Raw genomic sequence first — 12,504 nt, 5'->3', positions numbered from 1 at the left:
GGCCGGGCAATGCCTACGCCGACGCTCCGGAAAAGGGACGCTGCGCTGGGAGCGGCGGCTTCGCCGGCACTTCGTGGCACTTGCAGTGGCACTTCTCGGTGTTATTGGTGTGCGCCCCGAGACGTGCCTTCCTTTCCGGGTCATCGAAGCTGGCCGCCAGGGACTTGCGGAGCTGATCGAAGGTCTTGAGGTAGGCGCCGTCAAATACTGGGTCATCCTCGTTTGATTTGACCAATTTGTCCTTGATTACGGGGAAAGTGCACACGTATTCGGCTACATGCGTGTACACCTGCTCGTCCAACATCTTGAGGGCGACGTCCCGGCGGTCGTCTGCCTCCTCAAGGAGTACCTTCCGGCCGGTATGCAGCCGCTCGAAGCGCCACAGCATTGCGAAGTACGCAGACATGACCTCGCCGCGCTCTACACCATCAGGATTGATCGCGCGGTTCTGCCAGTGCAGCGATCCCAAGGTGTGCCTGTCTTTGGCCGCCGAGTCGCTGATGAGTTCCGCATGAAGACTGCGAACGATCTCAAACCGGGCGGTCAGGCGTGACTTGCGCCAGACGAGAAGAGTCACGGTCAAAGCCGCAAAAGCTGCGATACAAGACCCGACTGTCGCCGCGATCCGAAGCAGTTCACCCATTCGCTTCTCCCTTCCCGCATCTTGTGTGCTGCATCACACATAACGGTGAGGGGGGGCGGTCGGTTCCGCCCGCACTCAGACCAGTCGGCCCGCCATGAACGCCGCTCACTTCCTCCGCAACCATCAGACAGTTGCGGGCCACCGCCGTCATCTCTTCGGGTGAAAGCGCAGCGCTGGCGACCGGTTAACAACGGCTGTCGGCCCCTGCTGACCCGCTCCGTCACCGACACCACCCAACACGCAACGACCCAGGTCAGAGCCACGTCCAGTTCTGCGGCTGAAGATAAGGTTCGCGGTCCAGTTGACGAGCGTGCGGTTCCTGGGCAGGTTCATGGTGGACCCGCGGCAGGTGCCGGCAGAGGTGGCGGAGTACCTGGCCGGGCAGTTGGACATCGAGGACGCCTCGTGCCTGAAGCTGTACGGCGAGCGGGACGGTACGGCCCGTACGCACGCCGGTGAGATCCAGGAGGCCGGGGGCTGGCGGGACTCGAGCAGCAGTACGACCAGATGGTGAAGTATGCGACCGCGCTCCGGCTCGGGACGGCGGAGACCGAGCAGGTGCTGCGGCGCTTCACCCGTGGTGGCCCCAAGCACCCGACCTACCAGGCACTCGAAGAACTCGGCCGGGCCGTGCGCACGATCTTTGCCTGCGACTACCTGGCCAGCCCCGGCCTGCGCCGCGAGATCCACGGTGGGCTCCAGGTCGTGGAGAACTGGAACAGCGCGAACACCGTGCTCCACTACGGCAAGGACGGTGCCCTGACCGGCCCGGACAAGGAGCACGCCGAGACGTCGATGCTCGCCCTGCACCTGCTGCAGTCCGCGCTCGTCCACGTCAACACCCTGCTGGTTCAACAAGTTCTGGCCGAACCGGCCTGGGCGAAGAAGCTGAGCGACGAGGACCGGCGCGGCCTGACCGCGCTGTTCTGGTCCAACGTCAACCCGTACGGCACCTTCCGCCTGGACATGGACAAGCACCTCGACCTGGGGCTCGCCGCCGTGCCTCGCCGCCGCACTCCGGCGGACGTCGCTGACCGATCGCGTACAGAGACATGATGAAGGACTTCCAGGACATCACCGGCCTCGGGGAACATCGGTACAGCGGTTGGCGCTGAGAACGATCATGGTCAGGGTGTGAGTGCGCTGACCCGGTTCTCGTACTCGCGGCGGGCCTTGCGCTGAGCCGGTACCGCTGGGATGCCCTGGGCGCCGTCGAGCGGCTGACAGCGGGCGAGGAGCTGGTGGTGCACCGCAGGGACGGCGGTCACACGCAGGGTGTAGCCCTGGCCGCGCCGTACGATCGCCCCCTGGTCGAGCGCCGCGCGCTCGGCGGGCTCCAGCTCGGTGGTGCGGAGGTAGTCGGCGACCTTGCCTGGCATGTCGAGGGTGACCGGCAGCTCCGGTGCGGGGGCGTCCTCCTCGATTGCGGTGTGGTCAGGCAGGAGGTCGGCGACGGCGGTGCGGATGGCGCCGCGGCTGACCCGGTGGTCGCGGGCGAGGGCGGCGATCGAGCGGCCTTCCAGATATGCGGTGCGCACGTCGGCGGTCTTCGCGGCCGCCACGGCGGGGCGGCGTCCGCCCTTGCTGCCCTTGGCCTCGGCGGCGCGGAGCCCGTCGTACGTCAGCTCGCGCTGGAGGTCGCGCTGGAGTTCGCCGGCGGCGGCGAGGGTCTGCACCATGAACTTCACGGTGGACAGCAGTTCTCCGGTGCGAGGGTGGCGGGCGGTGAGGTCCATCGCGGAGAACGCGCCGTCGTGGATGCGCAGGGCGACTTGGTCGCGGTGGAGGACGTCGAGCACGTCGAGGATGTGCCCGGTGCCGCGCACGAGGCGAAACATCTCGGAGATGTGCACGGTGTCGCCCGGCCGCGCGTACGTGAGCAGCTCGCTGAACTTCGGCCGCTGAAGGGGGTGGAGGCGGCTGGAGGTGCCCGGGTCCTCTTCGAAGACGACCGGGTCCTCGATCCCGGCCTCGTCCAGGACGAGGTTCTGCCGGGCGGTCGACTGCTGGTCGGTCGAGACCCGCTTGTAGACCAGGTTCGCCACCGTGGGGCCCCTTCCGTACGGAGGATCGGACCCTATCTGTCGTCAAACCCTGTCAGCAATCACCATCGGATCTGATTGGATTCGAGCCGCCGCGGCCCCCCGGATTTCACGGGTTCATTGGGCGCATCGCCTGCCTGTCGTCAAACGATCGTTTGGCGACAGAATCGGCGTGATGACTCCGCCCTCCTTCGCTCGCAAATCCTCAGTCGCTGGTGTGTGGTGCGGGTTCGGGGGGCTGGGGCGTGGCGGCCCAGGAGGCGAGCAGACGCAGGCTCTGTTCGGAGGGGGAGGCGGGTTCGGCGGTGTAGATGGTGAGGGTGAGGCCGGGTTCGGCGGCCATCTCCAGCCCTTCGTAGGCGAGGGTGAGGTCGCCGACGGCCGGGTGGTGGTAGCGCTTGGAGCCGGTGCCGTGGTGACGGACGTCGTGGGCGCCCCAGCGGGTGCGGAAGGCGTCGCTGCGGGTGGACAGCTCGCCGACGAGGTCGTGAAGTTCCTTGTCGTGGGGGTTGCGGCCGGCTTCGGTGCGCAGGATGGCGACGGAGATGTCGGCGGCCTGGTCCCAGTCGGGGTAGAAGCGGCGGGCGTCGGGGCTGAGGAAGGTGAAGCGGGCGAGGTTCTCCTGGTTGTGGGGGTCGGCGTAGACGTCGGCGTAGAAGGCGCGGGCGAGCCGGTTGACGGCCAGGAGATCCATGCGGCCGTTGCGGACGAACGCCGGGCCTTCGGTGACCGCGTCCAGGGTCCACTGCAGGCTGGGGTGCGGCTTCCACCGCCGTGTGGTGGCGCGGCGGCGGGGGCGGGCGAGGGCGTCGGAGCCGTCGGCGGCCTGGGCCAGGTGGAGCAGGTGGGCGCGTTCGGCGTCGTCGAGCCGCAGTGAGCGGGCGACGGCCTCCAGGACGGCCGGTGAGACGCCGGCGAGGTTGCCGCGCTCCAGCTTGGCGTAGTACTCGACGCTCACGTCGGCCAGGGCCGCGACCTCGCTGCGGCGCAGTCCGGGGACCCGGCGCCGCGTGCCTGCGGGGAGCCCGGCCTGCTCGGGGGTGATCTTCGCTCGCCGCGAGGTCAGGAACTCGCGGACCTCTGCCTGGTTGTCCACACCATCGACGGTACGTCCCGCGCACGGCCATAGGGATGTACTGGCAGTACACCTCTCGATGGTGCCTCGCTCCGGGCGTCGGGAGCGGGTTACCTGGATGACGTGGTGCTTTCCGCCCGTCGTCACGACGGGCAGGCACCCGGCCCAGCACATCGCGACGGCCCCCGGGATCCCGGGGGACCGCCTGCCACGGCACGTAAAGGAACCTTTCCCATGCGCGGAGCAGTGATCCACGCCCCCGGCGACGTCCGCTTCGAGACCCTGGACGAGCCGAAGATCCTTCACCCCACCGACGCGATCATCCGCACGGCTGTGACGTGCGTGTGCGGCTCGGACCTGTGGCCCTACCGAGGTGCGGAGCCGATCGGCGACCCGCACCCGATGGGACACGAGTACGTCGGCTTCGTCGAGGAGGTCGGAAGCGAGGTCACCTCGGTCCGGCCCGGACAGTTCGTCGTCGGCTCGTTCGCGACCTCGGACAACACCTGCGCGAACTGCCGCAACGGGTTCCCGTCGAACTGTCTGAACCGCGAGTTCATGTCGACCTGCCAGGCGGAGTACGTCCGCATCCCGAACGCTCAGGGCACCCTGGTCGCGACCGACGAGGTGCCGGGCGAGGAGTTCTGGCCTGGCCTGCTGGCCGTGTCCGACGTGATGGGCACCGGCTGGTGGGCCGCGGACGCCGCCGAGGTGCGCCCCGGCTCCACCGCCGTGGTCGTCGGCGACGGCGCGGTCGGGCTGTGCGGCGTGATCGCTGCGAAGGAGATGGGCGCGGAGCGCATCATCGCCATGTCCCGCCACGAGTCCCGCCAGAAGCTCGCCCTGGCCTTCGGTGCCACCGACATCGTCACCGAGCGCGGCGAGGAAGGTGTCGAACAGATCAAGGAGATGACCGGCGGCATCGGTGCCGACAGCGTGCTGGAGTGCGTCGGCACCGCCCAGGCCATGAGCCAGGCGCTGCACTCGGCCCGCCCCGGCGGGAACGTCGGCTTCGTCGGCGTCCCCCACGACGTCGCGGTCGACGGGCAGGAGCTTTTCTTCTCCCACGTCGGCCTGCGCGGCGGGCCCGCCCCCGTACGCCGCTACCTCCCCGACCTCATCGACCGCGTCCTGACCCGCCGCATCGACCCGGGCAAGGTCTTCGACCTCACCCTGCCCCTGGAGCAGGTCGCCGAGGGCTACAAGGCGATGGACGAGCGCCGCGCCATCAAGACCCTCCTCAAGCCCTGACCCCTCCCGCCACCCCGTATAAGGAGCACCCCCGTGCAGATCACCCGCAGCTCGATCGACACCGCCAAGGGCCCGGCCGACTGGTTCACCGGCGATGTCTACATCGATGCCGTCGCCGCCGCGCCCGCCCCGTCCCGGGTCACCGCGAACCTGGTGCACTTCATGCCCGGCGCCCGCACCCACTGGCACCGCCACCCGCTGGGCCAGACCGTCTTCGTCACCGAAGGTGTCGGCCTGTGCCAGCGCCGTGGCGGGCCGGTGGAGGTCATCCGGCCCGGTGACCGCGTCCTGTTCGAGGCTGGCGAGGAGCACTGGCACGGCGCCGCTGCGAACCGGCTGATGGTGCACCTGGCCATCAACGAGGGCGATGCCGACCACGATGTCGTGCACTGGCTGACTCCCGTCACCGATGACGAGTACGCCGCCGCTCCGGCCGTCTGATCCAGCCCGCAGGACGGCCCCGGAGGTCCTCCCCGTGCACTTCGCACTCTTTCGCCATCCCGTCCGCATGGCTTCCGGGGCTGCTCTGCTGCTGGCCGTGGCCGCCTGCTCCGGCGCCCCGCGGGAGGCCACGCCGGCCGCCACCACGGCTTCCGTCTCGGAGCCCGCCGGACGGCAGCGGACGGCAACCCCCACCGCGCCACCGTCCCCGTCGACCACCACCGGCAGGAACAGCGCCATGGACATCCGCGTCACCCTCGACGGCCGCCCGGTGAGGGCCACCTTGAACGACAGCCGTGCCGCGCGCGACTTCGCCGAGCTGCTGCCGCTCGCCCTAGACCTCACGGACTTCCACGGCATCGAGCGGGTCGCCGACCTGCCCCGCAAACTGGACACCGCCAGCGCCCCCGAACCGACCGCGGCCACGACCGGTGACATCGCCTACTACGCCCCCTGGGGCAACCTGGCGCTTTTCTATCGGGACGGACCTGCCGCCTCCGCCGATCTGCTCATCCTCGGCCATCTCGACGTGAGCGCCGCCCAGCTCGGCCGAGCCGGGCGCATCACCATCGACGCCGCCCCCTGACCTCCCCACCCTCACTTCCCGACGGGACAGCAACGGTATGAACCCCACCTACGACTTCACCGGCCAGGTCGCCTTCGTCACCGGCGCCTCCTCCGGGATGGGCCTCGCCGCCGCCCGCGCCTTCGCCGAAGCCGGCGCGGCCGTCGGCCTTGCCGACATCGACGAGGACGCCGTCACCAAGGCGGTGAACGACCTCACTGACGCCGGCCACCGGGCCCTCGCTCTGGTCTGCGACGTGTCCGACGAGGGCCAGGTCGCCGTGGCCGTCGACCGCACGGTGGAGACCTTCGGACGCCTCGACATGGCGTACAACAACGCCGGCATCATGCCGCCGCCCACAGACGCCGCCGACGAGAGCGCCGAGCAGTTCGACCGCGTCCAGAACATCAACCTGCGCGGCATCTGGGCGAGCATGAAGCACGAACTGCGCCACATGCGCGACCAGGGAGCAGGAGCGATCGTCAACTGCTCCTCCCTCGGCGGTCTCGTCGGCAACCCCGGCCGCGCCGCCTACCACGCCACCAAGCACGGCGTGATCGGCCTGACCAAGAGCGCCGCCCTCGAATACGGCTCGCGCGGCGTACGCATCAACGCCGTCTGCCCCGGCACCATCGCCACCCCCATGGTCGACGCCATGGCCGCCAAGGGCGAACTCGACCGCGACCAGGCCGAAGCCGGACAGGCCATCGACCGGCTGGGTACCGCCGAGGAGATCGCCCAGGCCGTGCTGTGGCTGTGCAGCGACGGCGCGAGCTACGTCACCGGCGTCGCCCTGCCCGTCGACGGCGGCTACACCGCCCAGTAGAGCCACCCGGACCCGTCCAGCGCCGGCACGGCTTCGTGACGGCGCGGGCCCGGTCTCATGCGAGGTGCTGCCACCAGCCGTCCACTTCGGGTGGGGCGTCGGCGTCGACGCGCTGACCGGGCCGGGGGACGGCCAGTGGTGTGCCGGCGGCCCGGGTGGCGTCCCAGATGCGGTCGGCGGGCTCGGCCCAGGGGTGCAGGGCGAGGTCGAAGGTGGCCCAGTGCAGCGGGATGAGGAGGTCGCCGCGGACGTCGTGGTGGGCGGTGAGGGCTTGTTCCGGTGTCATGTGGATGTCTGCCCAGGCGTCGCCGTAGGCGCCGATCTGCATGAGGGTGACGTCGAAGGGGCCGTGGGCGGTTCCGATGTCGGCGTAGCCGGGGAAGTAGCCGGAGTCGCCGCTGTAGAAGACGCGCCGCCTCTCGCCCGTCAGGACCCAGGAGGCCCACAGGGTCTTGTCGGTGGTGAGGCCGCGGCCGGAGTAGTGCCGGGCTTCGGCGGCGGTCAGCCGTACGCCGTTGACGGTGACGCTCTGGTCCCAGTCGAGTTCGATGATGCGGGCGGCGGGGACGTTCCAGCGTTGAAGGTGCGCGCCGACGCCGAGCGGCACCACGAACGGTGCGCTCTGCAGGCGGGTGAGTGCGCGCACGGTGGGTGCGTCGAGGTGGTCGTAGTGGTCGTGCGAGATGACGACGGCGTCCAGGGGCGGCAGTTCCGCCACGGGCAGCGGGCTGGGGTGCAGGCGGCTCGGGCCGGGCAGTGGGGCGGGTGAGCAGCGGTCGCTGAAGACGGGGTCGGTCAGGATCCGGGCGCTTTCGATCTCCACCAGGGCGGTGGAATGGCCGTACCAGGTGATACGCAGACCTCCCGGGGTCAGCTTCTCGATGGCGGGCGGGGTGGTGACGGGGACCGGGCCCGGGGGGCGGCGCCGGCGGCGGCCCGTCGCCCAGGCGCGGGTCGAGGCCAGGGTGGTGCCGGGCTCCAGCGTGCGGGTGGGGATCCGGTTGTGAAATTGCCCGTCGCGGTACTGCGGGGAGCGGCGGACCTGTTCGGCGCGTTCCCCGGTCGGGGTCGCGCTGAGGGCGCGGTGCAGGTCCCTGACGGCCGGGGCGAGGGCGAGGGCGGCGGCCAGTGCCACGGCTGCCCGTATGTGCTGTCGGGTGGGGGGTGTCATCGGCCGCTTCTCGCCTCCGGCGCTGGGGTTGGTTCCTTCAGGTTGTGGTGGCCTGGTGCGTCACCGCTGGGCGGACAGGATCCTGCGCAGCCACGGGCCGCGGGCGGCGCGGGCGTCCTGGGAGACGGCTGCCTGGGGGGCCATGAGGTCGAAGCCGTGGAAGGCGCCGGGCCAGACGTGGAGTTCGGCGTGGCCTCCGGCCTGCCAGATGCGGCCGGCGTAGGTGACGACCTCGTCGCGGAAGGTCTCGGCGGAGCCGACGTCGAGGAAGGCGGGCGGCAGGCCGGACAGGTCGGTGGCGCGGGCGGGCGCGGCGTAGGGCGAGACGGTGTCGGTTCCGCGTGCCTGGCCCAGCAGGGCGTCCCAGCCCGCCTGGTTGGAGGCGCGGTCCCAGACGCCGAGGCCGGCCATCTGGTGGGCGGAGGGGGTGTCGTTGCGGTCGTCGAGCATCGGGTACATCAGCATCTGGGCGAGCAGGGCGGGGCCGCGGCGGTCGCGGGCCATAAGGGCGAGGGCGGCCGCGAGACCGCCGCCGGCGCTGGCTCCGGCGACGATGATCCGGGCCGGGTCGATGCCGAGTTCCACCGCGTGGCCCGCGGTCCGCACCAGACCGGCGTAGCAGTCCTCGACAGGGCCGGGGTGCGGGGTCTCGGGGGCGAGCCGGTACTCGACGGACACCAGGGCTATGCCCATGCCGTCGATCAGCTCCAGAAGTTCGGGCACACCGCCCCGCTTGTCGCCGGTGATCATGCCGCCGCCGTGGGTGTGGTAGATCACCGGGGTGGGGGCGGTGACCCTGGTGGGTCGGCAGATGAGCAGGGAGATGTCCGGTGCACCTTCGGGCCCGGGCACGGTGCGCTCCTCGACGGCGAAGGCGCCGCCGCGGGTGAACGCGTCCCGGGGCGGCTCTTCCCCGCCCCGCATGCCTTCCCGCAGCTGAGACAGGGTGGCGGGGTCGGCGAACGCGTCAGGCGGCAGGACCTCGTTGATCGCGGCCAGGGCAGGAGCCAGCTCCGGATCGAACGGCACGGGAGGCCCGACCGGGGCGGCGGTGGCGGGGACGGGGGTGGCGGTCATGTCGGCTCCTTCGGGTTCGGTCCAGGCCCGGTCCTCCGGGACGGGAGGGCCGGGACGGCACTGCGGCACGACGCCGTACGGGCGACGGGCGTCGGGGGCGGGGCGGGGTCAGGGGGTGGTGTGGGCGGCGGCGAGGTGGTTGATGTCGGCCGTCTCCAGCACACGGCGCGGGGAGCCGTGGCGGGTGGCTTGGAGCATGGCCTGGCCCAGTTGCAGGCTGGTGGTGACGTAGCGGGGGATCAGGCGCCGCAGGAGCGGGTAGAGCGGTGTGACGATGCGGTAGAGCAGGACGTAGGACTTCGTCTTCGCCTTCGTCCCGGGCAGGGGGACGATGAACGCGGGGCGGAACATGTAGGCGCGGGGGCTCAGCTCCAGCAGGGCGTTCTCGGCCTGCCCCTTGACCCGGGCCCACATCATGCGAGTCTTGCCGGTGCCGTCCGTGCCGGCGCCGGTGACGTAGCAGAAGGCGGCGCCGGGGGCGGCGGCCAGCAGGGCGCGGGCGGCGGCGAGCGGGAAGTCGAAGGAGACGACCCGGTAGTCGGCCTCGCTCATGCCGACGGCGGAGGTACCCAGGCAGTAGAAGCAGGCGTCGTAGCCGGCCAACTGGTCCTTCACGGCGGTGAAGTCGGTGAAGTCCTCGTGGTGGAGCTCGCGGAGCTTGGGGTGGGAGCGCCCGGTGGGAGTGCGGCCGACGACGAGGACCTCGGTGACCTCCTCCTCGCGCAGGCAGGCTTCCAGTACTCCCTGGCCCACCATGCCGGTGGCGCCGAAAACGATGATGCGCACGCTGTTCCTGTTCGGTCGGTCGGCCTGACTCCGCCGGATCCCCCGGCCGGAGCGCCAGAGGGTCAGACGGGGAAGGTAACGTCGGTGAGCTGCTCGGACACCGCCCACAGCCGCTGCTGGACCGCGGTGTCGTGGGACTTTCCGCTGGAGGCGACCACCTGGGGGTAGCCGCGGGTTCCGCCCATGCCGGCAGGGCCGTAGTACTGGCCTCCGGTGACCTGCGGGTCGGTGGCCGCGCGCAGGGTCGGCAGCGCGCCCATGGCGGCGTCCTGGGTGACCAGCGGGAGCATCAGGTCGGCCGCCTTGCGCAGCGGGCGCGGCAGGTTCTGCTGCAGCTCGGTGGCCGCCGCCCCAGGATGCGCGGCGGCCGCGATGGTGGTGCCGTGCGCGGCGAGACGGCGCTGGAGCTCGTAGGTGAACATCAGGTTGGCGAGCTTGGCCTGGCCGTAGGCGGCGACACGGTTGTAGGAGCGGTCGAACTGCAGGTCGTCGAAGTGGATGCCGGCCCGGATGCGGTGCCCGAAGCTGCTGACGGTCACCACCCGCGACCCGGCGACCGGCAGCAGCGCCTCCAGCAGCAGACCGGTGAGCGCGAAGTGCCCGAGGTGGTTGACGCCGAACTGCATGTCGAAGCCGTCCCGTGTCTTCTGCCGGGGGGTGTACATCACCCCGGCGTTGTTGATCAGCAGGTCGATCCTCGGGTGCGCCTCGCGCAGCTCACCGGCCGCCGTACGCACCGAAGCCAGGGACGCCAGGTCCAGCTGCTGCAGACCGAGCCGGGCCCCGGGAACGCGGTCAGAGATCTGGGCGGCGGCCCGGCGGCCCTTGTCGAGGTCGCGGACGGCGAGGACGACGTGCGCGCCGCGGGCGGCCAGGGCCCGGGCGGTCTGCAGACCGAGTCCGCTGTTGGCGCCGGTGACGACGGCAACGCGGCCCTCCTGCGACGGGATGTCGTTCTCGGTCCACCGGACGGCGGTCGTGCGGGCCATGATCATGCCTTTCCGTGCTGGCGAGAGGGGCGGTACGGGGATTCTCGGCCCGCCCGGCGGCTCACAGGTCCAGGGACGCGGCGTGAGACGCCGGGCGGTATAACGTGGTCAGCCCTGGGCGGCCTGGGAGACGGGAGCCCATGCGGTCCACGCGTCGATGCGCTGGGCGTAGACGTTCTGGACGTGGTCGACCATGTGGCTGCCGAAGAGCACGCGCAGCGGCGGGTTCTCGGCGTCCACGATCTGCAGCAGCGCCTGGCCGGCGGCCTCGGGGCTGCCGTACTGGGTGTGGGCGAGCTGCTCGGCCAGCGCCTCGCGCAGCGGCTGGTATGCGGGGTTCGGCTCGGCGTGCACGGCCGAGGAGGTGCCCCAGTCGGTGGCGTAGCCGCCGGGCTCCACCAGGGTCACCTTGATCCCGAAGCCCGCGACCTCGGCCGCGAGGGACTCCGACAGGCCCTCGACCGCCCACTTCGAGGCGTGGTAGGCGCCGGTGTGGGGGAAGGCGGTGACGCCGCCGACGCTGGAGACCTGGACGATGTGGCCGGATCCCTGCCCCCGCAAGATCGGCAGGACGGCCTGGGTGACGTGGAAGACACCGAACACGTTGGTCTCGAACTGGTCGCGCAGCTGCTGCTCGCTGACCTCCTCGACCGCGCCGAACTGGCCGTAGCCGGCGTTGTTGACGACTATGTCGAGCCGGCCGAACCTCTCGTGCGCGGCGGACACCGCCTGCCGCACCCCGGCACGGTCGGTGACGTCCAGGGCCAGCGGCAGCACGGCGTCGCCGTACTTCGCCACCAGGTCGTCGAGCGTGCCGACGGTACGGGCGGTCGCCGCGACCCTGTCGCCGCGGCCGAGCGCCGCCTCGGCGAAGGAACGGCCGAAGCCACGCGACGCACCCGTGATGAACCAGACCTTGCTCATGAAAATCCCTTCACGTTCCAAAGGCGGAACGCCGGGGGAAGCGTCCCACCACTGCGACCAGAATACTAGACTCGTCTAAAAATCGACGAGTCCAGCAAGTATGATTCCGGGAGGGAGGATCCATGAGCCTGCGGGAACGCAAAAAACTGGCCGCGTGGCGTGCCATCAGCGAGGCGGCCCTGCGCCTGTTCGAGGTGCAGGGCTTCGAGGCGACCACGATCGAGCAGATCGCAGCCGCCGCCAACGTGTCCCGCGCCACCTTCTTCAACTACTTCGCCAGCAAGGAAGCCGTCGTCTTCGACCAGGACCCCGAAGCCCGCGACCGCTGGCGCACCCTCCTGGAAGCACGGAGCCCCGGCGAACCGCTCTGGGACTCGCTGGCCGCGATCATGATCGAGGTCAACACCGGACTCCGCGACCGCATGCCGCTCATGCGCCGCCTCAAGGCACAGTCCCCGGCCCTCGCCCGGGCCAGCCAGGCATCCGGAGAACAACTGCGCACCGACCTGCAGACCTGGATCCTGGCCCAGACCCCCGGTGAGGACGCGATGATCGGGATCCTCCAGCTCAACATGGCCCTCGCCGCCGCCGGCACCGCCTACCAGAGCTGGAAGACCGACGAGGACTTCGACACCTACATCGAACGCCTGCGCACCTGCCTGGCCGCTGCCGGCACCGGCGCCGCGGCCCCCGCTCCGTGATCAAGCGGAACGG

14 protein-coding genes and 1 pseudogene are annotated in these 12,504 nt (G+C 70.7%); 7 read left to right on the top strand and 8 right to left on the bottom strand.

Going from position 1 to position 12,504, the window contains the following annotated elements; translation table 11 throughout:
• Positions 1–13: 13 nt before the first annotated feature.
• Positions 14–643, bottom strand: coding sequence for a hypothetical protein (locus ACWCQM_RS28115; protein ID WP_450917899.1), 630 nt, complete (start codon positions 641–643; stop codon positions 14–16).
• A 280-nt stretch (positions 644–923) separates the two neighbouring features.
• Here ACWCQM_RS28115 and ACWCQM_RS28110 point away from each other — a divergent pair.
• Together ACWCQM_RS28110 and ACWCQM_RS28105 are read left to right on the top strand one after the other, a co-directional pair.
• A pseudogene (locus ACWCQM_RS28110) lies at positions 924–1,130 on the top strand (DUF4158 domain-containing protein); the annotation flags it as partial.
• 20 nt (positions 1,131–1,150) lie between these two features.
• A complete protein-coding gene (locus ACWCQM_RS28105) occupies positions 1,151–1,699 on the top strand; it encodes a Tn3 family transposase (protein ID WP_450917898.1) in 549 nt (182 codons plus the stop codon).
• 71 nt (positions 1,700–1,770) lie between these two features.
• Here ACWCQM_RS28105 and ACWCQM_RS28100 read toward each other — a convergent pair whose 3' ends face one another.
• Entirely contained in the window at positions 1,771–2,688 is a 918-nt protein-coding gene (locus tag ACWCQM_RS28100) for a recombinase family protein (protein ID WP_351730962.1), read from the bottom strand.
• A gap of 202 nt (positions 2,689–2,890) precedes the next feature.
• Positions 2,891–3,781 carry a helix-turn-helix transcriptional regulator gene (locus ACWCQM_RS28095; protein WP_450917897.1) on the bottom strand — a complete coding sequence of 297 codons (891 nt, stop codon included), beginning with the start codon at positions 3,779–3,781 and terminating at the stop codon, positions 2,891–2,893.
• 213 nt (positions 3,782–3,994) lie between these two features.
• Between ACWCQM_RS28095 and ACWCQM_RS28090 the strand changes: the two genes are divergently transcribed.
• The 4 genes from ACWCQM_RS28090 (at position 3,995) to ACWCQM_RS28075 (ending at position 6,843) form a co-directional block, all read left to right on the top strand.
• Positions 3,995–5,011, top strand: a complete 1,017-nt coding sequence (locus tag ACWCQM_RS28090; protein WP_450917896.1) for a zinc-dependent alcohol dehydrogenase family protein — start codon at positions 3,995–3,997, stop codon at positions 5,009–5,011.
• A gap of 33 nt (positions 5,012–5,044) precedes the next feature.
• On the top strand, positions 5,045–5,452 hold the full coding sequence (locus ACWCQM_RS28085) for a (R)-mandelonitrile lyase (protein ID WP_351730953.1): 408 nt from the start codon (positions 5,045–5,047) through the stop codon (positions 5,450–5,452).
• Positions 5,453–5,519: 67 nt separating this feature from the next.
• Positions 5,520–6,038 (top strand): cyclophilin-like fold protein, encoded by a 519-nt coding sequence (locus ACWCQM_RS28080; protein WP_351730950.1) that lies wholly within the window; start codon positions 5,520–5,522, stop codon positions 6,036–6,038.
• 37 nt (positions 6,039–6,075) lie between these two features.
• On the top strand, positions 6,076–6,843 hold the full coding sequence (locus ACWCQM_RS28075; RefSeq protein ID WP_351730947.1) for an SDR family NAD(P)-dependent oxidoreductase: 768 nt from the start codon (positions 6,076–6,078) through the stop codon (positions 6,841–6,843).
• Positions 6,844–6,898: 55 nt separating this feature from the next.
• On the opposite strand, the gene ACWCQM_RS28070 is transcribed toward ACWCQM_RS28075, so the two are convergent.
• The 5 genes from ACWCQM_RS28070 to ACWCQM_RS28050 all read right to left on the bottom strand — a co-directional run bounded on the left by ACWCQM_RS28070 (position 6,899) and on the right by ACWCQM_RS28050 (position 11,790).
• On the bottom strand, positions 6,899–8,014 hold the full coding sequence (locus ACWCQM_RS28070; protein ID WP_376250057.1) for an MBL fold metallo-hydrolase: 1,116 nt from the start codon (positions 8,012–8,014) through the stop codon (positions 6,899–6,901).
• A 60-nt stretch (positions 8,015–8,074) separates the two neighbouring features.
• Positions 8,075–9,091 carry an alpha/beta hydrolase gene (locus ACWCQM_RS28065; RefSeq protein ID WP_450917895.1) on the bottom strand — a complete coding sequence of 339 codons (1,017 nt, stop codon included), beginning with the start codon at positions 9,089–9,091 and terminating at the stop codon, positions 8,075–8,077.
• A 108-nt stretch (positions 9,092–9,199) separates the two neighbouring features.
• Entirely contained in the window at positions 9,200–9,877 is a 678-nt protein-coding gene (locus ACWCQM_RS28060; protein ID WP_376250058.1) for an NAD-dependent epimerase/dehydratase family protein, read from the bottom strand.
• Between the two features lie 62 nt (positions 9,878–9,939).
• Positions 9,940–10,866 carry an SDR family NAD(P)-dependent oxidoreductase gene (locus ACWCQM_RS28055; protein WP_376250059.1) on the bottom strand — a complete coding sequence of 309 codons (927 nt, stop codon included), beginning with the start codon at positions 10,864–10,866 and terminating at the stop codon, positions 9,940–9,942.
• Between the two features lie 108 nt (positions 10,867–10,974).
• A complete protein-coding gene (locus tag ACWCQM_RS28050; protein ID WP_351730932.1) occupies positions 10,975–11,790 on the bottom strand; it encodes an SDR family oxidoreductase in 816 nt (271 codons plus the stop codon).
• 122 nt (positions 11,791–11,912) lie between these two features.
• On the opposite strand from ACWCQM_RS28050, the gene ACWCQM_RS28045 reads away from it, so the two are divergent.
• Positions 11,913–12,491 carry a TetR/AcrR family transcriptional regulator gene (locus ACWCQM_RS28045; protein ID WP_376250061.1) on the top strand — a complete coding sequence of 193 codons (579 nt, stop codon included), beginning with the start codon at positions 11,913–11,915 and terminating at the stop codon, positions 12,489–12,491.
• Positions 12,492–12,504 lie beyond the last annotated feature (13 nt).

This window comes from Streptomyces sp. NPDC002125 (genome assembly GCF_053593715.1).
Note: the sequence above shows the minus strand (reverse complement) of the source record. Positions and strands in the feature narration are given on the sequence as shown.

Bases quoted from the DNA above. Each gene is read 5' to 3' on its own strand.
- ACWCQM_RS28115 (WP_450917899.1), bottom strand. From the start codon at position 643: ATGGGTGAACTGCTTCGGATCGCGGCGACAGTCGGGTCTTGTATCGCA.
- ACWCQM_RS28105 (WP_450917898.1), top strand. From the start codon at position 1,151: ATGGTGAAGTATGCGACCGCGCTCCGGCTCGGGACGGCGGAGACCGAG.
- ACWCQM_RS28090 (WP_450917896.1), top strand. From the start codon at position 3,995: ATGCGCGGAGCAGTGATCCACGCCCCCGGCGACGTCCGCTTCGAGACC.
- ACWCQM_RS28080 (WP_351730950.1), top strand. From the start codon at position 5,520: ATGGCTTCCGGGGCTGCTCTGCTGCTGGCCGTGGCCGCCTGCTCCGGC.
- ACWCQM_RS28075 (WP_351730947.1), top strand. From the start codon at position 6,076: ATGAACCCCACCTACGACTTCACCGGCCAGGTCGCCTTCGTCACCGGC.
- ACWCQM_RS28070 (WP_376250057.1), bottom strand. From the start codon at position 8,014: ATGACACCCCCCACCCGACAGCACATACGGGCAGCCGTGGCACTGGCC.
- ACWCQM_RS28065 (WP_450917895.1), bottom strand. From the start codon at position 9,091: ATGACCGCCACCCCCGTCCCCGCCACCGCCGCCCCGGTCGGGCCTCCC.
- ACWCQM_RS28055 (WP_376250059.1), bottom strand. From the start codon at position 10,866: ATGGCCCGCACGACCGCCGTCCGGTGGACCGAGAACGACATCCCGTCG.
- ACWCQM_RS28050 (WP_351730932.1), bottom strand. From the start codon at position 11,790: ATGAGCAAGGTCTGGTTCATCACGGGTGCGTCGCGTGGCTTCGGCCGT.
- ACWCQM_RS28045 (WP_376250061.1), top strand. From the start codon at position 11,913: ATGAGCCTGCGGGAACGCAAAAAACTGGCCGCGTGGCGTGCCATCAGC.